Here is an 18,189-nt window from a genome sequence, read left to right as displayed (position 1 = left end):
TACCCCGTACGGAAGCTTCCGTGTCATCACCCGATGCACCCGTTCGGGGGTATCGGGTTACTTTCGGCCGATGCTCCGGACGTACCGCGACACCCTCTCCCTGCTCGGCCCCGCCCTTCCGGTCCTCTCCTTCCTCGGCCGGCTGCCCACCGCGATGTGCCAGCTCGGCAGCGTGCTGCTGGTCGCCGAGACCAGCGGCTCGCTCGCCACGGCGGGGCTCGCGGGCGGCGCGCTGGCCGCCGGGCAGACCGTCGCGGGCCCGCTGCTCGGCCGGCTCGCGGACCGGCGCGGCCAGCGCGGCCCCGTCCTCGCCGCCTCCCTCGCCAACGCCCTCGCGGTCGCCGCCCTCGTCCTCGCCTCCGTCGCCGACGCCCCCACCGGGCTCCTCGTGCCGCTGGCGCTGCTCGCCGGGGCGACCGTCCCGCAGATCGGCCCGCTCGCCCGGACCCGCTCGGTGGCGCTCGCCCGCCGCGCCGGCGCCGACGACCGGACCGTGGGCACGGTCCTCTCCTTCGAGGGCACCCTCGACGAGGTCTCCTTCGTCCTCGGCCCCGCGCTCGTCGGCCTCGCCGCCGCCCTCGCCCACCCCGGCGCCGCGCTGCTCGGCGCGGCCCTGCTCCTCGCGCTCTGCGGCACCGGCTTCGCGCTCCACCCGACCGCCTCCGCCGCCGCGCCCCCGCCGGACGGCACCGCCACCCGCACGGGCGCCGCCGAACGGACGCGGCTGCCCGGCTCCGCGTACGCCCTCCGGGTGACGATGGTCCTCCAGGGCGCCATGTTCGGCGCCTCCCAGGCCGGGATCACCGCCCTCACCGCCGGGCTCGGCGCGCCCGCCCAGGCCGGGCTCGTCTACGCGGCGATGGGCGTGATGAGCGCCGCCGTCGGCCTGTCGCTCGCCGCCCTGCCCGCCACGGTCGGGCTCGCCCTCCGCTGGCGGGCCGCGACCGCCGGACTCGTCCTGCTCTCCCTGCCGCTGCTCGCGGTCGACTCCCTCGCCGGCCTGTACGTGGTGGTGACCGTGCTCGGCGCCGCCTACGCCCCGCACCTCATCACGGTCTTCGCGCTGACCGAGCGGTCCGTCCCGGCCGGCCGGCTCGCCGAGTCCATGGCCTTCCTCACCAGCGGGATCGTCGGAGGCCAGGCCCTCGCCCTGGCGCTCTCCGGGCGGCTCGCCGAACGGCACGGCGCCCCCGCCGCCTTCGCGGTGGCGGTGGGGGCGGCCGTGGCCTGCGCGGCGCTCTCCTGGACCGTACGGACGGGGAGGGCGCCGCGCGGGGCCGGGGTCACGCCGGGCGGCGCAGCACCGTCAGGCTCAGCGGCGCGAGGGTGACGCGCTCGCCCGCCCCGATCTCCGGTCCCTCCCGGGGCGGCAGCCCGTCCGGCTCGGAGGTGTCCACCACCGTCCGCCAGCACCGCCCGTGGCTGTCCGGGACCGCGAACTCCAGCTCCTGCGAGGAGGCGTTGAACATCATCAGGAAGGAGTCGTCGGCGATCCGCTCACCCTGCGGGCCGGGCTCGGAGATGGCGTTGCCGTTGAGGAAGACGGTCAGCGCCCGGGCGTGCGCGGCCTGCCAGTCGCGGGCGGTCATCTCCTCGCCCTCCGGGGTGAACCAGGCGATGTCGGTGAGCTCGTCGTGGGTGCCCTCCACCGGCCGGCCGTGGAAGAAGCGGCGGCGCCGGAAGACCGGGTGCTCGCGGCGGAGCCGCACCATCGCCCGGGTGAAGCGCAGCAGGGTCGCCTCCGCCTCGCTGTCGCCCTTCGGCCACTCCACCCAGGACAGCTCGCTGTCCTGGCAGTAGGCGTTGTTGTTGCCGCCCTGGGTGCGGCCGAACTCGTCGCCGTGGCTGAGCATCGGCACGCCCTGCGACAGCATCAGCGTCGCCAGGAAGTTGCGCATCTGCCGGGCCCGCAGCTCCTTGATCCCGACGTCGTCGGTCTCGCCCTCCGCCCCGCAGTTCCAGGACCGGTTGTGGCTCTCCCCGTCCCGGTTGCCCTCCCCGTTGGCCTCGTTGTGCTTCTCGTCGTACGAGACCAGGTCGCGCAGCGTGAAGCCGTCGTGGCAGGTCACGAAGTTGACCGAGGCCAGCGGGCGCCGGCCGTCGTCCTGGTACAGGTCGGAGGAGCCGGTCAGCCGGGACGCGAACTCGGCCAGCGTGCGCGGCTCGCCCCGCCACAGGTCCCGTACGCAGTCCCGGTACTTGCCGTTCCACTCGGTCCACAGCGGCGGGAAGTTCCCCACCTGGTAGCCGCCCTCGCCGACGTCCCACGGCTCCGCGATCAGCTTCACCTGGCTGACCACCGGGTCCTGCTGCACCAGGTCGAAGAAGGACGACAGCCGGTCCACCTCGTGGAACTGCCGGGCCAGGGTGGCCGCCAGGTCGAAGCGGAAGCCGTCCACGTGCATCTCGGTCACCCAGTACCGCAGACTGTCCATGATCATCTGGAGGACGTGCGGGGACCGCATGAGCAGCGAGTTCCCGGTGCCGGTGGTGTCCATGTAGTACCGGGGGTCGTCGGCGAGCCGGTAGTACGAGGGGTTGTCCAGGCCGCGCAGGGAGAGCGTCGGGCCCAGGTGGTTGCCCTCCGCCGTGTGGTTGTAGACCACGTCCAGGATGACCTCGATGCCCGCCTGGTGCAGGGCCCGCACCGCCGACTTGAACTCCAGGACCTGCTGGCCCCGGTCGCCCCAGGAGGCGTAGGCGTTGTGCGGGGCGAAGAAGCCGATCGTGTTGTAGCCCCAGTAGTTCGAGAGGCCCGCGTCCACCAGCCGGTGGTCGTTCACGAACTGGTGCACCGGCATCAGTTCGAGCGCCGTGACGCCCAGTTCCTTCAGGTGGCCGATGACCGAGGGGTGCGCGAGCCCCGCGTAGGTGCCGCGCAGCTCCTCCGGAAGGTCCGGGTGCAGCTTGGTCAGGCCCTTCACGTGGGCCTCGTAGATCACCGTGTGGTGGTACTCGGTGCGCGGCCGGCGGTCGTCGCCCCAGTCGAAGTACGGGTTCACCACGACCGAGGTCATCGTCCGGCCCGCCGAGTCCAGGTCGTTGCGCGCGTCCGGGCGCCCGAAGGGGTACCCGTACACCGCCTCGCCCCAGTCGATCGCGCCCGACATCGCCCGCGCGTACGGGTCGAGGAGGAGCTTCGCCGGATTGCACCGGAGGCCGCGCTCCGGCGCGTACGGCCCGTGCACCCGGAAGCCGTACCGCTGCCCCGGCATCACACCGGGCAGATAGGCGTGGCGGACGAAGGCGTCCGTCTCGCGCAGTTCGACGGACGTCTCCGTGCCGTCGTCGTCGATGAGACACAGTTCCACGCGGTGCGCCGCCTCCGAGAAGACCGCGAAGTTGGTGCCCGCTCCGTCATAGGTGGCGCCCAGGGGGTACGCCCGTCCCGGCCAGACCTGCATGGATACGAATATTCCTCTTCTGTCCGGGTTCATGCGTGCTCTTCGGCCAGATCCTGCCCGAAAGACACGCAACCTCGCGGGAACCCGCCCCGTCCTACCGGGTGACCGCAGGCCAAGCGGGGGATAGAGGGGGAAATGTGTACGAAATAGTGCGCCGCCACCTGGGGAAGGTGGTGGCCGGAGCGGCCATGGCGGTGACGGGCACCGCCGTCGCGGTCGCGATCAGCCTGCCGGGCACGGCCGGGGCGGACGACTCGCCCGCCGCGCGCGCGGCCGGCTCCGGGAGCGCCCCGGCGGACGGCGCCCGGGACGCGCGGGGGACGGACGGCGCCGAAGGCGCGGAGGGAACGGGCGGCCGGGGGGCCGCCGCGCTCGCCCCCGCCACCGTCGCACCGCCCGCGGCCGAGGGCCCGAAGGGCACCGGCACCGATCCGCTGACCGACGACGAACTGGCCCGGGCCCGGCAGCTCGCCCTCGGCGCCCCCGACTCCGCCGCCCGGCAGGACGTCGACGGCGACCGGGGCCGCCCGCAGCACCTCGGCACCGAACTCGCCGACCCGGCCCCGGGCCGGGAGAACGAACGCCGCGCCCAGGTCCGCTTCTACGACTACGCCCGCGACGAGCTCGTCACCCGGACCGTCGACCTGACCACGGGCAAGGTCGAGACCACCGCCGCCCGGCGCGGGGTGCAGCCCTCGGCCCACCCCGAGGAACTGCGCGCCGCCCTCGAACTGATCCTCGCGAGCCCCCTCGGGAAGGGCGTGAAGGAGGACTACCGGGACGCCACCGGCACCGAACTCACCAGCGCCGACCAGCTCTGGTTCAACGGCGACGTCTACCGCACCTACCGCGAGAAGAACGTCCCCGAGGCGCTCTCCCGCTGCGGCGAACACCGCTGCGTCCGGCTCGTCACCAAGGTCCGCAACGGCGCCTGGATCGACACCCGGAACATCATCGTCGACCTCTCCGCGAAGAACGTCGTCCGCGTCGGCTGACCACCGCCGCCCGCCGTTCCGCCACCCGCCCCGCCTGCGCGGGGCCCGCACGCAAGGAGTACGACCGCATGACCCGCCCGCTCCACCGGCGAGCCAGGGGGATCCTCGCCGCCCTCGCGGCCACCGCCTTCCTCGGCACCGCCACCGCCGCCGCGGCACCCGCCCCGACGCCCACCCCGCCGCCCACGCCCGGACCCCGGCCCACCCTCGCCAAGCCCCCGGTCTCGGCCGTCTGCTCGCCCGCCCACCGCATCACCGGGAAGCTCGACGGCGGCGCCTCCTGGGACATGTGCTGGCGCTACAGCACCGACGCCGGCCTGATCCTCGACCGGGTCACCTACCAGCCGCCCGGCGGTGCCCCGGTCCGCGTCCTCACCACCGCCCGCCTCGCCCAGATCCACGTGCCGTACGACGACGGCGGCGCCGAGTACGACGACCTCACCGGCGCCGGCTTCGGCTGGGGCCTCCAGGACCTCAAGCCCGCCGAATGCCCCGGCGGCACCCTCTCCTCCGTCAAGGTCCCCGAGGTCGGCACCGTCAAGGGCCTCTGCACCACCACCCGCGCCCGCGGCCACGCCTACCGCATGGCCAGCGACTCCGGCGCCGGCGTCTACCAGGCCCAGGCCAAGGACCTCCTCGTCTACACCGTCAACAAGGTCGGCTGGTACGAGTACATCTCCGAGTGGCGCTTCTCCTCCGACGGCACCATAGGCGCCAACGTCGGCGCCACCGGCAGCCTCTCGCCCGTCGACTACAACGCCACCGACGGCCGCGGCTGGCCCATCGGCAAGGGCGCCCGCGGCTACGCCACCAGCCACGCCCACAACGTCTTCTGGAAGCTCGACTTCGGCCTCGACGGCGGCCGCGACCGCGTCGAGCAGTACGACTCCACCGTCACCCCGCCCGCCGGCGACGGCAGCCCCACCGTGCACACCAAGCGCACCACCGTCACCAAGGAGCTCGCCGGCGACGCGAAGAACATGCGCTGGTGGCGGGTGGTCAGCGGCACCGGCAAGAACGCCGACGGCCACGCCCGCAGCTACGAGATCGTCCCCGGCCACACCGACACCCACGCCGGCCGCGGCTTCACCCGGCACGACGTCTACTTCACCCAGTCCCGCGCCTGCGAGCAGTACGCCAGCAACAACATCGGCAACTGCCCGGCCGGCGCCGGCGACAGCGTGGACAAGTGGGTGAACGGGGAGACGCTGACCAAGCCGACCGTCTGGGTCAACATCGGGTTCCACCACATCGCCCGGGACGAGGACCAGCAGCCCATGCCCGTCCACTGGCAGGGCTTCCAGCTCGCCCCCAGGGACGTAACCGCTATGAATCCCCTCACTCCGTCCGAACTCGCCTCCCAGAACGGACAGCCGCCGACGCAGAGTTGAGCAAGCCGCCGGACGATCCTGCTGCACCGCCTCCCGCTCGCGGAGTACCCTTCCTTGATCTTGTCGGAAGAATCGGGACGGGCGTCCAGAGCAGAAGGCGGTGCACGGGTGAGCTCGGGAGGCCTTGAGCTGCCCCCAGGGGACGCGGGTCACGAGGGGGGACCGGCCGGCCCCGGGGAGGAACCACCCACGGTGATCCTCCCCGCGGGACCGACCGCGCCCCCCGGCGCGGTCCAGGTGGCCCGCCCCGTCGAGATCGGCGCCGAGCTCGACTGGGGCGCCGAGGCCTGGAGCGAGGTCCGCACCCGCGCCCAGCGCGCCGGCCGCGCCTACATCTGGCTCAATCTCGTCGAACAGCGGATGCGGGCCGTCGTCGCCGCCGTCCTCAGGCCCGTCTACGAGCCCGTCCACGGCGACGAGTGGGTCGTCGCCGCGGCCGGCCCGGCCGGCCAGGAATGGGTCCGCCGGGCCGTCGCCGTCCGCGAGGTCTCCCGCCGCAAGGGCTACCTCCTCGACCCCGCCGACGACAACGTCCTCTCCTTCCTCACCCTGCCCCAGCTCCGCGAGCTGATGGTCCAGCACTGGCCCTGCTTCGAGCCCTACTTCGACGACCGGCGCGAGGTCGAACTCGCCCTCGACGAACTGGAGGTGACCCGCAACGTCGTCTCCCGCAACCGGGCCCTCTCGCCCACCGTCCTCGCCCAGGCCGAACGGGCCTCCGCCCGCATCCTGGAGATCCTCGGCAGCGGCGCCGGCGTCCCCTCCGCCGACCGGCTCCCCGTCGACGCCGTCGAGGACCTCGTCGGCGACCGGTACGCCGACGTCGTCTCCGTCCACCCCGACCGCGTCCGGCTCCAGCGCCAGCTGCCCGCCGAGGACCTCTTCGGCGGCGCCCGCCGCCTCGACGCCACCGGCATAGGCCTGAACCTGCTCGTGCAGAACTTCTCCGGCCGCCGCATGGTCCGCCTCGCCGAGTCCGGCTGCCGGATACGGCTCCTCTTCCTCAACCCCGCCAGCAGCGCCGTCAAGCGCCGCGAGCGGGAGCTCGGCATCCGCAAGGGCGAGCTGAGCCGCTCCGTCGAGATGAACATCCTGCACATGCGCCGGGTCCGCTCCAAGCTCCGCGACCCCGACGCCTTCCAGATCCACGTCTTCGACGAGACCCCCCGCTTCACCGCCTACCTCGTCGACGGCGACGGCCCCGACGGCGTCGGCGTCGTCCAGTCCTACCTCCGCAGGGCCCGCGGCATGGAGGCCCCCGTCCTCGTCCTGCGCGGCGGCGGCCGCACCGTCGTCCGCCACGGCACCCCCGGACGTGACGCGGACCACGGACTCTTCGAGACCTACCGGGAGGAGTTCGAGTCCGTCTGGCTGGACTCCCGGCCCGTTTCCTGAGAGCCCCGTGCCCCGCCCCCTCGGCCGCGTTGTCAGAGGCGCGTGCGAGGGTGGGAGCACCACGGGGGAGATCACGTAAGGAGGACCCGATGGCCTGGCATGGGGAAGCACTGGTCGGCTTCGACCTGGAGACGACGGGGACGGACCCGCTCGAATCCCGCATCGTCACCGCGTCGATCGTCGAGGTCCGGGGCGGCGCGGTGACCGGCCAGCGCGACTGGCTCGCCGACCCCGGCGTCCGCATCCCCGACCAGGCCTCGGCCATCCACGGCATCAGCAGCGAGCGCGCCGCCGCCGAGGGCCGCCCGGTCCGGGAGGTCGCCGACGAGGTCGCCGAGACCCTGACCGGCTACTGGGCCCGGGGCGTCCCCGTCGTCGCGTACAACGCCTCCTTCGACCTCAGCCTGCTCTCCGCCGAGCTGCGCCGGCACGGACTGCCCTCGCTCGCCGAGCGGACGGGCGGCGCCGGCATCGGCCCCGTCCTCGACCCGTACACCATCGACCGGGCCGTCGACCGCTACCGGCGCGGCAAGCGCACCCTGGAAGCGGTCTGCGGCGAGTACGGCGTGGAACTCACCCGGGCCCACCAGGCGTCCGCCGACGCCCTCGCCGCCGTCCGGGTCGCCCTCGCGATAGCCGAGCGGCACCCGCAGGTCGCCGCCCTCGACCCGGCCGAGCTGCACCGGCGGCAGATCGGCTGGTACCGCGCCTGGGCCGAGAACTTCCAGGACTTCCTGCGGCGCAAGGGCGACCGGGACGCGGTGGTCGACCCGGTCTGGCCCCTGCGCGGCGAGCCGGTGGCCGCGACCTCCTGACGGCGCCGCGCGCCCCGTCGCTCAGGCGTTCTCCTTGAGGAACGACAGCAGCAGGTCGTTCAGGGCCTCCGGCTGGTCCAGCTGGAGCCAGTGCCCCGCGTCCTCGACCCGCTCGTACCGCCAGGTGCCACTCACCGCGTCGCCCGTCCGCTCCATCGAACGCTCGGTGAGGAAGCGGTCCCCGGTGGACCACACGCCCATCACCGGCACCCCGGCGGGCAGCGGCGGCACCGGGACCTCCGGGCCGAACTGCGCCTCCGCCGGGAAGCCCGAGCGGTAGATGTTCAGGGCGGCCGTGAGCGCCCCCGGCGCGCGCAGCGCCTGGATCACCTGCTCCGCGTCCGCGTGCTCGGCCAGCATCTCCCGCAGCTGGGCGTAGTCGTCCCGGGAGAGCCAGTCCTCCGCGAGCCCCGCCAGCTGGAACAGCAGCATGTACCAGGAGCGCTGCTTCTGCTCCCAGCCCGCGCCCCGCACCGCCGTCACGTGCCCCACCGACAGCAGGCCCAGGCTCCGCACCCGCTCCGGCGCCACCGAGGCGAGCCCCTGCGCGACGGCCGACCCCCAGTCGTGGCCCACCACGTGGAAGCGGTCCACCTCCAGGTGCGCGAGGAGCTCCAGCATGTCGCCGACGTGCTTCGCCGGGCTGTACGCCTCCGGGCCGCCCTCCGGACGGTCCGAACCGCCGAAGCCGCGGAGCGTCGGGGCGACCGTCCGGTAGCCCGCGGCGTTCAGCACCGGGACCTGACGGCGCCACAGGAGGTGGCTGTCGGGGAAGCCGTGGAGGAGCAGGACCACCGGCCCCTCGCCGCTCACCTCGACGTCGAGACTCACTTCGGACAGCCGCACGCGCATCACAACACCCCGTTCCCGTCGGTCCGTTCGCCGAGGATCATGATGGCAGCCCGGGCGGAACGCGGACCAGTCGACAGGGCGACGGAAACCGGTCAGAAGGGGTACCAGCGGACCTCGGGATCGCCCTCCCGCAGCGACGCCACCCGCCGCTCGAACTCGGCCAGCGCCTTCGGGTTGTGCGGCGCGTGCTGGGCCACCCAGGCGCAGCTCGCGGTCTCCCGCGCCCCGCGCAGCACCGCGCACCCCTCCCACTCCCGCACGTCCCAGCCGTACGCCCCGGTGAAGGCGTCGTAGGCCGCCGGGTCCAGGCCGTACCGGTCCCGGGAGAGCGCGAGCACCACCAGGTCGTGCTCGCGCAGATCGGAGGAGAAGGTCTCCAGGTCCATCAGGACCGGCCCGTCCGGGCCCACCATCACGTTGCGCGGCAGGGCGTCGCCGTGGATCGGGCCCGGGGCGAGGTGCGGGGTGAGCGCGGCGGCCGCCGGGGCGAAGGCGTCCCGGCGCTCCCGCAGGAAGGCCGCGTCCGCCGGGTCGATCGCCCCGCCGGCCAGCCGCAGCCACCGCTCCACCCCGCCGAGCAGTTCCCGCCGCGGCAGGACGAGGCCCGCCGGCTCGGGCAGCGCGTGCACCGCCCGCAGCAGCGGCGCCAGGTCGCGCGGCTCGGCAGGCCGGACGGCCTCCGGCAGCGGGTGCCAGAAGGTCAGCGGATGCCCCTCGACGAGACGCGGCTCCTTCTCCGCCGCCCGCACCGCCGGCACCCCGGCCTCCGCGAGCCATCCGGCCAGCGCCAGCTCCCGCTCCGCCCGCTCGAACAGCTCGGCGGACCGGCCCACCTTCACGACCAGGCCGTCCACCGCGAAGACCGCGTTCTCGCCCAGCGCGAGGAGCCGCGCCCCGCCGGCCGCCGGCCCCGCCGCCGCCAGGATCTCCCGTGCCCTCGCCTCGTCCATCACTCTCTCCCTGCCAGGTGGTACGTCCTCGCCCGAAGTCTCCCACTCCCGGCCGCACCCCCCGTCATTACGAAACCTTGTTTGATAAGTCACAACTGCGTGACGGCCCTTCCGTTCCCGCCCGCCCATCGGGAAGGGTTCGATCCAGCCACCGCGCCGCCCCCCACGAGGCGCGGTGGCACCCCTAAGGTGGGGCGCATGACCACGACGTACGCGCTCCTCCTCCGCGGCATCAACGTGAGCGGTCACCGCAAGCTGCCCATGCCCGAACTGCGCGAGCTCCTCGAAGGCCTCGGCCACCGCGACGTCCGCACCTACCTCCAGAGCGGCAACGCCGTCTTCACCACCGACGGACCCGGCTCCGAGGCCACCCTCGCCACCGCCGTCGAGCGGGCCGTCGAAGAGCGCTTCGGCTTCGCCTGCGACTGCCTGGTCCGCGACGCCGCCTATCTGACCGCGGTCGCCGACGCCTGCCCCTTCCCGGCGGCCGGCCTGGAGGGCAAACAGCTCCACGCCGTCTACTACTCCGCCCCGGTCACCCCCGACCGCTTCGCCGCCGTCGACCCCGAAGCCTTCGCCCCCGAGGCCTTCGCGCTCGGCGACCGCGTGATGTACCTCTACACACCGGACGGCCTCGGCCGCTCCAAGCTCGCCGAAGCCGTCATGCGCCCGTCCCTCACCAAGGGCCTCGTCGCCACCGCCCGCAACTGGAACACCGTCCGCAAACTGGTGGAACTGACGGCCGGCGCCTAACCGGCCGCGACCGCCAGCCGGTCCGGGGCGCGGAGGGCCTCCTGGTAGCGCTCCACGAGGAGGGCGGCGAGTTCGGGGGAGGGGCCGAGGACGTCCGCCAGGACGTCGGCCTCCGCCGCGCCGGCGGCGATGCGGTCGGGGAGCCGGCCGGGGGCGATCACGTACGGGGCCACCGCCACGCGGCGGACGCCCGGTTCGGCGCGCAGGGCGCGGACCGCGTCCCCGGTCCGGGGAAGGGATGCGGAGGCGAACGCGGGTCGCACGGAGCACCAACCGGTGCGCCGCAGCTCCCGCGCCGTTTCTGCGATCGCCGCGATCGCCTCCGGGTCGGTGGAGCCCGCCGAGGCCAGGACGACCCCGGTGGTGCTCTTGTCGGCGGGCGTGAGCCCGGCCTCGTACAGGCGCCGTTCCACCGTCGCGAGGAGCAGCGGGGACGGGCCCAGGACCTCCGCTTGGCGGATCCGCAGGGAGGCGGGGGCCTGGCGCAGGACGGCGGGGATGTCGGCCTTCGCGTGGAAGGCCCGGGTCAGCAGCAGCGGCAGCGCCACCACGTCCCGGACCCCCTCGGCGGCGAGCCGGTCCAGGACGCCCGCCACCGACGGCAGGTTGAAGTCCAGGAACGCGGTCTCCACCCGCGCCCCCGGCCGCAGCGCGCCGGCCCGGCGCACCAGCGCCTGGACGGTCGCCGCGTGCCGCGGGTCGCGGCTGCCGTGGGCGATGACAAGGAGAGCGGGCGCGCAGCGCTTCCTTGAAAGGGTGGTGGTGGGCGACGGGAGGGCCGGGGACGTGCGCATCGGATCAGGCCTTCACGAGCAGGCCGCGGCGGCGGAGGACCGCACGCTCCAGCGGGCTGAAGAAGAGCAGGTCGATCGCGATGCCGACGAGCAGGATGAGGAAGATCGCCAGGAAGATCCCCGGCATGTCGAAGTTGTTGCGGCCGTTCTCCAGGAGCTGACCGAGGCCGAGGCCCAGGTCGGGGGAGGAGGCGATGATCTCGGCGGCCATCAGCGAGCGCCAGGAGAACGCCCAGCCCTGCTTGAGGCCCGCGAGGTAGCCGGGCAGCGCGGCCGGCATCACGATGTGCCAGGCGCCCTTGAGCCCGGTCGCGCCGAGCGTCCGCCCGGCCCGCAGGAAGAGCGGCGGCACCTGGTCGACGCCGGCCACCAGGCCGTTGGCGATGGACGGGACGGCGCCGAGCAGGATCACCGCGTACATCATCGAGTCGTTGAGGCCGAGCCAGAGGACGGCCGGCGCGACCCAGGCCACCGACGGCAGCGACTGCAGGCCGGCCAGGATCGGGCCGATCGCGGTGCGGATCACGCCCACCCGGGCGACGAGCAGCCCCAGCGGGGTGCCGATCGCCAGGGCGAGCAGGAAGCCGAGGAGGGCGCGGGAGACGCTGGTCCACAGCACCTCCAGGAGGGTGCCCTCCAGCCACATCGTGGACAGGCTGCCCCAGACGGCGCCGGGCGACGGCAGCTTGCCCTCGTCGGTCACCTCCAGGGTGACGAGGAGCTGCCACACCGCCAGGACCAGCACGATCGCCAGGACCGGCGGCAGCACCTTCTTCAGCAGCACCTCGCGCACCGGGGTGCGGCGGATCTGCACGCTGTCCAGCGCGTCGAGTCCGGCCTCCAGGCCCGCCAGGTCGTCGCCCTTGCGGACGGGTGTCTCAGTGCTGGCCATGGCGGCGGATCTCCCCACGCAGTTCTTCGGTGATCTCGACGGACAGTTCCGCCACGGCGGCGTCCTCGATGCGGCGCGGCTGCGGGATGTCGATGGTCCACTCCCGGGCGATCCGGCCGGGCCGCGAGGAGAGGAGGACGACGCGCTGGGCCAGCCGCACGGCCTCGCGCACGTTGTGGGTGACGAAGAGGACGGAGAGGTTCGTCTCCCGCCAGATCCGGGTGAGCTCGTCGTGGAGCACGTCCCGGGTGATGGCGTCGAGCGCGGCGAACGGCTCGTCCATCAGGAGCAGGTCGCTGGCCTGCGCGAGGGCGCGGGCCAGCGCCACGCGCTGCCGCATGCCGCCGGACAGCTCGTGGACCCGCTTGCCGTACGAGCCGCCGAGCCGGACCAGTTCGAGCAGCCGCTCGGCCTCCGGGCGGCGCTCCGCCTTCGGGAGTCCGCGCAGCTTCAGGGCGAGTTCGACGTTCTTCCCGGCGGTCAGCCACGGGAAGAGGGCGTGCTCCTGGAACATCAGGGCCGGCCGGCCGCCGGGGGTCTCGATCGACCCCGCGGACGGCCGGTCGAGCCCGGCGACCAGGTTGAGCAGCGTGGACTTTCCGCAGCCCGAGGCTCCCAGAAGGGTGACGAACTCGCCGGGGGCGACATCGAGCGAGATGTCGTCCAGGACGAGCTGGCCGCCGGCGGGGCCGCCGAAGGACTTGGAGACGTGCGCGAGGCGCGCGGCGTGACCCGTGGCGGGCACGCGGTCCTCGGCCTTGGCGAGCGTCGTGGGCGTGGCCATGGTCGTCACCTCCTGGGTAGCAGCGGTTGGCTGGTTACTTGACGCCGAGACCGGCGTCGGCGGCCTCGGGCTGCCCCTCGGCCTCGAGGACCTTGTTGAGCGGCTTCAGGTCGTAGATGCCCTTGAGGTCGGGCTGCTCCAGGAGACCGGCCTTCACCGCGTGGTCGGCCTGGGCCTGGAGGGTGGCGGCCAGCGGGTCGTTCGTGAACCGGATCGAGGGCCAGGCGCCGTCGATGACCTCGGCGCCGAGCGGCTTGCCGGTCAGCTCCTTCAGCTTGGAGTTGGCCGACTCCTTCGCCTTCTCCGGGTTGGCGTTGATCCAGGCGTTGGTCTTCACCGAGCCGCGCAGCACGGCCTCCACCACGTCCGGGTGCTCCTTCAGGAACTTCTGGGACACGATGACGTTGGTGATCACGAACTTGTCGTCGGGCCACAGCGTCGACTCGTCGAGGAGGACCTTGGCGCCCTCGCTGACGAGCTTGGACGCGGTCGGCTCCGGGACCCACGCGCCGTCGATGGAGCCGGACTTGTAGGCGTCCGGGGTCACCTTGTTGTCGGTGCGGAAGACGGAGACGTCGCCCTTGCCGCTCTGGGCGTCGACCTTCCAGCCCTGCTCGGAGATCCAGTTGAGGAAGGCGACGTCCTGGGTGTTGCCGAGCTGGGGGGTCGCGATCCGCTTGCCCTTGACGTCGGCCAAAGTCTTGATCTTCTCCGGGTTGACCACCAGCTTGACGCCGCCGGAGGCGGAGCCGCCGACGATGCGGAGGTTGGTGCCCTTGGACTTGGTGTAGCCGTTGATCGCCGGGGAGGGGCCGATGAAGCCGATGTCGATCGAACCGGCGTTGAGCGCCTCGATCTCGGAGGGGCCGGCGTTGAACGTGGAGACGTTCAGCTTCGTGCCGCCGAGCTCCTTCTGGAAGATGCCCTCCTGGTGACCCACCAGGGCGGTGGCGTGCGTCAGGTTGGGGAAGTACCCGAGCCGTACGGAGTCGGCGGAGAGCTTCTCGCCCGTCGCCGCCACCTTTTCCTTGTCGTTCTTGGCCTGGGAGCCGTAGCCGCACGAGGCGAGCGCGCCGATCAGCAGAGGCAGCGTGGCGGCGGCGGCGAGGCCGCGGAGCGTGGTGGTGCGGGTGGTGGCAGGCACGGGAGGTCTTCCCCTCGGTTCAGTGGGTCTGTGGTCTGCGTTTACGGCGGTGCGGGTGGAGCGTCGCCGCACGGCGACAGCCGTGCGCGGAGGCGGTCAGCACGCACATCGCGCGACACCTCCCCTGCCTGCGCCGAGGGCGCCGGAACCCACCCGGCCCCCTTCCTTCGCGAAAGAGCCGTAGCAGTCCTGATCCATCGTCAGAAGTCCCAGCCTTCCTCGTCGTCGACGGACACGACGGCCTTGGCGGTGGCGAAGGACTCGCCCGCCATGCCCGCCGCGAGCGTGGTGCCGTCCGCCGGGTCGATCAGCAGGAACGAGCCGGTCCGGCGGGAGTCGGCGTACGCGTCGAGCGCCAGCGGCTCCGCCGTGCGGACCCTCACCCGGCCGATGTCGTTGGCGACCAGGCGCCCGGGCTCCGGGTGCTGGGAGAGGTCGTCCAGGGTGAGCCGGGACGGGATCTCCTTGACGATCGCCTTGACCGTGCGGGTGGTGTGCTTGAGCAGCACCCGCTGGCCGACGGTGAGCGGCTGGTCCGCCACGTGGCAGACCGTCGCCTCGACGTCCTGGCTGGTCGCCGGGGCGTCGGCGCTCGGGGCGAGCAGGTCGCCGCGCGAGATGTCGATGTCGTCGGCGAGCCGGATCGTCACCGACTGCGGGGCCCAGGCGATGTCCACCGGCTCGCCCAGCGCGTCGATCGCGGTGATCGTCGAGGTCTTGCCCGAGGGCAGGACGGTGATCTCCTCGCCGACCCGGAAGGCACCGGCCGCGATCTGGCCCGCGTAACCCCGGTAGTCGGGGTGCTCGGCCGTCTGCGGACGGATCACGTACTGCACCGGGAAACGGGCGTGGCAGGCCGTCAGGTCGTGGCTGACCGGCACGGTCTCCAGGTGCTCCAGGACGGTGGGGCCGCCGTACCAGTCCATGTTCGCGGACGGCTCCACCACGTTGTCGCCGGCGAGTGCCGAGATCGGGATCGCGGTGATCTCCGGGACGCCGAGCTCGGAGGCGTACGTCGTGAACTCCTCGGCGATCGCGGCGAAGACGGGCTCCGCGTAGTCGACGAGGTCCATCTTGTTCACGGCCAGGACCACGTGCGGGACGCGGAGCAGGGCGGCGACCGCCGCGTGCCGGCGGGTCTGCTCGACGACGCCGTTGCGGGCGTCGACGAGGACCACGGCCAGCTCGGCCGTCGACGCGCCCGTCACCATGTTCCGGGTGTACTGCACGTGCCCCGGGGTGTCGGCGAGGATGAACCGCCGGCGCGGGGTCGCGAAGTAGCGGTACGCCACGTCGATCGTGATGCCCTGCTCCCGCTCGGCCCGCAGGCCGTCGGTCAGCAGCGCCAGGTCCGGCGCCTCCTGACCGCGCGAACGCGAGGCGTGCTCGACGGCCTCCAGCTGGTCGGCGAGGACGGACTTGGAGTCGTGCAGGAGGCGGCCGACCAGGGTCGACTTGCCGTCGTCGACGGAGCCGGCGGTGGCGAAGCGCAGCAGGGTGGTGGCCGCCAGCTCGGCGGCCGGCTGCTCGGTGGACGTGCTCATGGTTAGAAGTACCCTTCGCGCTTGCGGTCTTCCATCGCGGCCTCGGACAGCTTGTCGTCGGCCCGGGTGGCACCCCGCTCGGTGAGGCGGGAGGCGGCGATCTCGGCGATGACGGCGTCCAGCGTGGTGGCGTCCGAGTCGACGGCGCCGGTGCAGGACATGTCGCCGACCGTGCGGTAGCGGATCAGCCGCGTCTCGACCGTCTCCGACTCCTTCGGGCCGCCCCACTCGCCGGCCGTCAGCCACATGCCGTTGCGGGCGAAGACCTCGCGCTCGTGGGCGAAGTAGATCTCCGGGAGCTCGATCCCCTCCCGCTGGATGTACTGCCAGACGTCCAGCTCGGTCCAGTTGGACAGCGGGAAGACCCGGACGTGCTCGCCGGGGGCGTGCCGGCCGTTGTACAGCTGCCACAGCTCGGGGCGCTGCCGGCGCGGGTCCCACTGCGAGAACTCGTCGCGCAGCGAGAACACCCGCTCCTTGGCGCGGGCCTTCTCCTCGTCGCGCCGGCCGCCGCCGAAGACGGCGTCGAAGCGGTGCTGCTGGATCGCCTCGGTCAGCGGCACCGTCTGCAGCGGGTTGCGGGTGCCGTCCGGGCGCTCCTTGAGGGCGCCGCGGTCGATGTACTCCTGCACGGACGCGACGTGCAGCCGCAGCCCGTGCCGGGCGACGACCCGGTCGCGGTACTCGATGACCTCGGGGAAGTTGTGCCCGGTGTCGACGTGCAGCAGCGTGAAGGGGACCGGCGCCGGGGCGAAGGCCTTCAGCGCCAGGTGCAGCATGACGATGGAGTCCTTGCCGCCGGAGAAGAGGATCACCGGCCGCTCGAACTCGCCCGCCACCTCACGGAAGATGTGGACGGCCTCGGACTCCAGCGAGTCGAGGTGCGACAGCGCGAACGGGCTGTCCGTCTCCTCGTGGACATGAGCGACGGTCGTCATGCGAGACCCCTCTCGGTGAGCAGGGAATGCAGCTGCGCCGCCGATTCCTGCACGGTCTGGTTCTGGGACTCGATCCGGAGATCGGGGGCCTCGGGGGCCTCGTACGGGTCGTCGACGCCGGTCAGGCCCGAGATCTCGCCCGCGGCCTGCTGGGCGTACAGGCCCTTGACGTCGCGGACCGAGCAGACCTCGACCGGGGTGGCCACGTGGACCTCGACGAACGCGGTGCCCTCGGCCTGGTGGCGCTTGCGGACCGCCTCGCGGCTGTCGGCGTACGGGGCGATGACCGGGACGAGCACGGTCACGCCGTGCGAGGCGAGCAGCTCGGCGACGAAGCCGATCCGCTGCACGTTGGTGAACCGGTCCTCGCGGGAGAAGCCGAGGCCCGCGGAGAGGAACTCGCGGATCTCGTCGCCGTCGAGGACCTCGACGCGGCGGCCCTCCTCGCGCAGCCGGCCGGCCAGCTCGTAGGCGATCGTGGTCTTGCCGGCGCTCGGCAGGCCGGTGAGCCAGACGGTGGCACCGGTCACGGGGGTCTCCAGGGGGGTGTCGGGGGTGGTCATCAGCCGTGCAGCCCGCATTCGGTCTTGGCGCGGCCGGCCCAGCGGCCGGCCCGGGCGTCCTCGCCCGCCTCGACCCTGCGGGTGCAGGGCGCGCAGCCGACGGAGGCGTAACCGTCCATGAGGAGCGGGTTGGTGAGGACCCCGAACTCCGCCACGTACGCGTCGACGTCGTCCTGCGTCCAGCGGGCGATGGGGGAGACCTTCACCTTGCGGCGCTTCTCGTCCCAGCCGACCACCGGGGTGTTCGCCCGGGTCGGGGACTCGTCGCGGCGCAGGCCGGTCGCCCACGCGGTGTACGCGGTCAGCCCCTCCTGGAGCGGCTGGACCTTGCGCAGCGCGCAGCACAGGTCGGGGTCGCGGTCGTGCAGCTTCGGGCCGTACTCGGCGTCCTGCTCGGCCACGGTCTGGCGCGGGGTCAGGGTGATGACCTTGACGTCCATGACGGCCTCGACGGCGTCACGGGTGCCGATCGTCTCCTCGAAGTGGTAGCCGGTGTCGAGGAAGACGACGTCCACGCCGGGCAGGGCGCGGGAGGCGAGGTGGGCGACGACCGCGTCCTCCATCGAGGAGGTGACGCAGAACTTCGGGCCGAAGGTGGCGGTCGCCCACTGGAGGATCTCCAGCGCGGAGGCGTCCTCCAGGTCGCGGCCTGCCTGCTCGGCGAGCGCCTTCAGCTCGGCGTCGGTGGTCGCTTCGGAAATGCGCGTGGCCGTCATGTCTCTTCCCCTCCAGAGGTGTCGCTCGAAGTCGCCGGGGCGAGGAGCCCCAGGAACTTCAGCTGGAAGGCTCGACTGCACGCGGCGCATTCCCAGGCCCCGTGGCCCTGCTCGTTCGGACGCAGGTCCTCGTCCCCGCAGTACGGGCAGAAGAACGGGGCGGCGCGCTCGCTCACGGTGCCTCCTCGTTCGCTTCTCCGCCCGCGCGGCGCACCGGTGCGGCTTTCGTGGTCGTCCGCGGCCCGGTGGCCGCGCGGTC

At 73.1% G+C, this 18,189-nt stretch carries 18 protein-coding genes; 6 read left to right on the top strand and 12 right to left on the bottom strand.

From position 1 onward, the window contains the following. Positions 1 to 70: 70 nt before the first annotated feature. Complete coding sequence (locus tag IE245_RS21625) at positions 71 to 1,330, top strand: MFS transporter (protein ID WP_189950075.1); 1,260 nt, start codon at positions 71 to 73, stop codon at positions 1,328 to 1,330. Here the strand turns inward: IE245_RS21625 and glgX are convergent. Next, positions 1,284 to 3,404 carry a glycogen debranching protein GlgX gene (gene glgX / locus IE245_RS21620; protein ID WP_189950073.1) on the bottom strand — a complete coding sequence of 707 codons (2,121 nt, stop codon included), beginning with the start codon at positions 3,402 to 3,404 and terminating at the stop codon, positions 1,284 to 1,286. The two genes, IE245_RS21625 and glgX, sit on opposite strands and share 47 nt — an antisense overlap. A 137-nt stretch (positions 3,405 to 3,541) precedes the next feature. Here glgX and IE245_RS21615 point away from each other — a divergent pair, with 137 nt between their 5' ends. From IE245_RS21615 to IE245_RS21600, 4 genes are all read left to right on the top strand, one after another. Beyond that, positions 3,542 to 4,399, top strand: coding sequence for a Tat pathway signal sequence domain protein (locus tag IE245_RS21615; protein WP_189950070.1), 858 nt, complete (start codon positions 3,542 to 3,544; stop codon positions 4,397 to 4,399). A 68-nt stretch (positions 4,400 to 4,467) separates the two neighbouring features. Further along, positions 4,468 to 5,790, top strand: a complete 1,323-nt coding sequence (locus tag IE245_RS21610) for a copper amine oxidase (RefSeq protein ID WP_189950069.1) — start codon at positions 4,468 to 4,470, stop codon at positions 5,788 to 5,790. A 108-nt stretch (positions 5,791 to 5,898) separates the two neighbouring features. Next, positions 5,899 to 7,185 carry a DUF5919 domain-containing protein gene (locus IE245_RS21605; RefSeq protein WP_189950067.1) on the top strand — a complete coding sequence of 429 codons (1,287 nt, stop codon included), beginning with the start codon at positions 5,899 to 5,901 and terminating at the stop codon, positions 7,183 to 7,185. 89 nt (positions 7,186 to 7,274) lie between these two features. Further along, positions 7,275 to 8,000: a 3'-5' exonuclease gene (locus tag IE245_RS21600; RefSeq protein WP_189950065.1), complete on the top strand. Its 726-nt coding sequence runs from the start codon at positions 7,275 to 7,277 to the stop codon at positions 7,998 to 8,000. A gap of 21 nt (positions 8,001 to 8,021) precedes the next feature. Here IE245_RS21600 and IE245_RS21595 read toward each other — a convergent pair whose 3' ends face one another. Continuing rightward, the gene (locus IE245_RS21595; RefSeq protein ID WP_189950063.1) at positions 8,022 to 8,852 is read right to left on the bottom strand and encodes an alpha/beta fold hydrolase; all 831 of its coding nucleotides are present in this window, start codon (positions 8,850 to 8,852) and stop codon (positions 8,022 to 8,024) included. Positions 8,853 to 8,944: 92 nt separating this feature from the next. After that, a complete protein-coding gene (locus IE245_RS21590; RefSeq protein ID WP_189950061.1) occupies positions 8,945 to 9,802 on the bottom strand; it encodes a phosphotransferase in 858 nt (285 codons plus the stop codon). Positions 9,803 to 10,000: 198 nt separating this feature from the next. Here IE245_RS21590 and IE245_RS21585 point away from each other — a divergent pair, with 198 nt between their 5' ends. Further along, complete coding sequence (locus IE245_RS21585; protein ID WP_189950059.1) at positions 10,001 to 10,555, top strand: DUF1697 domain-containing protein; 555 nt, start codon at positions 10,001 to 10,003, stop codon at positions 10,553 to 10,555. Here IE245_RS21585 and IE245_RS21580 read toward each other — a convergent pair. From IE245_RS21580 to IE245_RS21540, 9 genes are all read right to left on the bottom strand, one after another. Further along, positions 10,552 to 11,349, bottom strand: a complete 798-nt coding sequence (locus tag IE245_RS21580) for a sirohydrochlorin chelatase (RefSeq protein WP_189950057.1) — start codon at positions 11,347 to 11,349, stop codon at positions 10,552 to 10,554. The genes IE245_RS21585 and IE245_RS21580 overlap by 4 nt on opposite strands. Positions 11,350 to 11,353: 4 nt before the next feature. Next, entirely contained in the window at positions 11,354 to 12,241 is an 888-nt protein-coding gene (locus IE245_RS21575; protein WP_189950055.1) for an ABC transporter permease, read from the bottom strand. Further along, positions 12,228 to 13,025 carry an ABC transporter ATP-binding protein gene (locus tag IE245_RS21570; protein ID WP_189950053.1) on the bottom strand — a complete coding sequence of 266 codons (798 nt, stop codon included), beginning with the start codon at positions 13,023 to 13,025 and terminating at the stop codon, positions 12,228 to 12,230. Before IE245_RS21570 ends, IE245_RS21575 begins: the two co-directional genes overlap by 14 nt. A 34-nt stretch (positions 13,026 to 13,059) precedes the next feature. Continuing rightward, positions 13,060 to 14,169, bottom strand: coding sequence for an aliphatic sulfonate ABC transporter substrate-binding protein (locus IE245_RS21565; RefSeq protein ID WP_189950051.1), 1,110 nt, complete (start codon positions 14,167 to 14,169; stop codon positions 13,060 to 13,062). A 200-nt stretch (positions 14,170 to 14,369) separates the two neighbouring features. Continuing rightward, positions 14,370 to 15,713 carry a sulfate adenylyltransferase subunit 1 gene (locus tag IE245_RS21560; RefSeq protein ID WP_189950049.1) on the bottom strand — a complete coding sequence of 448 codons (1,344 nt, stop codon included), beginning with the start codon at positions 15,711 to 15,713 and terminating at the stop codon, positions 14,370 to 14,372. A 2-nt stretch (positions 15,714 to 15,715) separates the two neighbouring features. Further along, positions 15,716 to 16,651 (bottom strand): sulfate adenylyltransferase subunit CysD, encoded by a 936-nt coding sequence (cysD, locus tag IE245_RS21555; RefSeq protein ID WP_189950047.1) that lies wholly within the window; start codon positions 16,649 to 16,651, stop codon positions 15,716 to 15,718. Next, positions 16,648 to 17,214 carry an adenylyl-sulfate kinase gene (cysC, locus tag IE245_RS21550; RefSeq protein WP_373305367.1) on the bottom strand — a complete coding sequence of 189 codons (567 nt, stop codon included), beginning with the start codon at positions 17,212 to 17,214 and terminating at the stop codon, positions 16,648 to 16,650. The genes cysD and cysC overlap by 4 nt, the downstream gene beginning before the upstream one ends. Beyond that, the gene (locus IE245_RS21545) at positions 17,214 to 17,930 is read right to left on the bottom strand and encodes a phosphoadenylyl-sulfate reductase (RefSeq protein ID WP_189950043.1); all 717 of its coding nucleotides are present in this window, start codon (positions 17,928 to 17,930) and stop codon (positions 17,214 to 17,216) included. The genes cysC and IE245_RS21545 overlap by 1 nt, the downstream gene beginning before the upstream one ends. Continuing rightward, complete coding sequence (locus IE245_RS21540; protein WP_189950041.1) at positions 17,927 to 18,106, bottom strand: hypothetical protein; 180 nt, start codon at positions 18,104 to 18,106, stop codon at positions 17,927 to 17,929. Before IE245_RS21540 ends, IE245_RS21545 begins: the two co-directional genes overlap by 4 nt. Positions 18,107 to 18,189 lie beyond the last annotated feature (83 nt).

It is taken from the genome of Streptomyces roseolus (assembly GCF_014649855.1).
GTDB classification, from domain to species: Bacteria; Actinomycetota; Actinomycetes; order Streptomycetales; family Streptomycetaceae; genus Streptomyces; species Streptomyces roseolus.
The sequence above is the reverse complement of the archived record's forward strand: the minus strand, read 5'-3'. Positions and strand labels throughout refer to the sequence as shown.

Coding starts and splice junctions, on each gene's coding strand:
- IE245_RS21625 (WP_189950075.1), top strand. CDS start 71: ATGCTCCGGACGTACCGCGACACCCTCTCCCTGCTCGGCCCCGCCCTT.
- glgX (WP_189950073.1), bottom strand. CDS start 3,404: ATGCAGGTCTGGCCGGGACGGGCGTACCCCCTGGGCGCCACCTATGAC.
- IE245_RS21610 (WP_189950069.1), top strand. CDS start 4,468: ATGACCCGCCCGCTCCACCGGCGAGCCAGGGGGATCCTCGCCGCCCTC.
- IE245_RS21600 (WP_189950065.1), top strand. CDS start 7,275: ATGGCCTGGCATGGGGAAGCACTGGTCGGCTTCGACCTGGAGACGACG.
- IE245_RS21595 (WP_189950063.1), bottom strand. CDS start 8,852: ATGCGCGTGCGGCTGTCCGAAGTGAGTCTCGACGTCGAGGTGAGCGGC.
- IE245_RS21590 (WP_189950061.1), bottom strand. CDS start 9,802: ATGGACGAGGCGAGGGCACGGGAGATCCTGGCGGCGGCGGGGCCGGCG.
- IE245_RS21585 (WP_189950059.1), top strand. CDS start 10,001: ATGACCACGACGTACGCGCTCCTCCTCCGCGGCATCAACGTGAGCGGT.
- IE245_RS21580 (WP_189950057.1), bottom strand. CDS start 11,349: ATGCGCACGTCCCCGGCCCTCCCGTCGCCCACCACCACCCTTTCAAGG.
- IE245_RS21575 (WP_189950055.1), bottom strand. CDS start 12,241: ATGGCCAGCACTGAGACACCCGTCCGCAAGGGCGACGACCTGGCGGGC.
- IE245_RS21570 (WP_189950053.1), bottom strand. CDS start 13,025: ATGGCCACGCCCACGACGCTCGCCAAGGCCGAGGACCGCGTGCCCGCC.
- IE245_RS21560 (WP_189950049.1), bottom strand. CDS start 15,713: ATGAGCACGTCCACCGAGCAGCCGGCCGCCGAGCTGGCGGCCACCACC.
- cysD (WP_189950047.1), bottom strand. CDS start 16,651: ATGACGACCGTCGCTCATGTCCACGAGGAGACGGACAGCCCGTTCGCG.
- cysC (WP_373305367.1), bottom strand. CDS start 17,214: ATGACCACCCCCGACACCCCCCTGGAGACCCCCGTGACCGGTGCCACC.
- IE245_RS21545 (WP_189950043.1), bottom strand. CDS start 17,930: ATGACGGCCACGCGCATTTCCGAAGCGACCACCGACGCCGAGCTGAAG.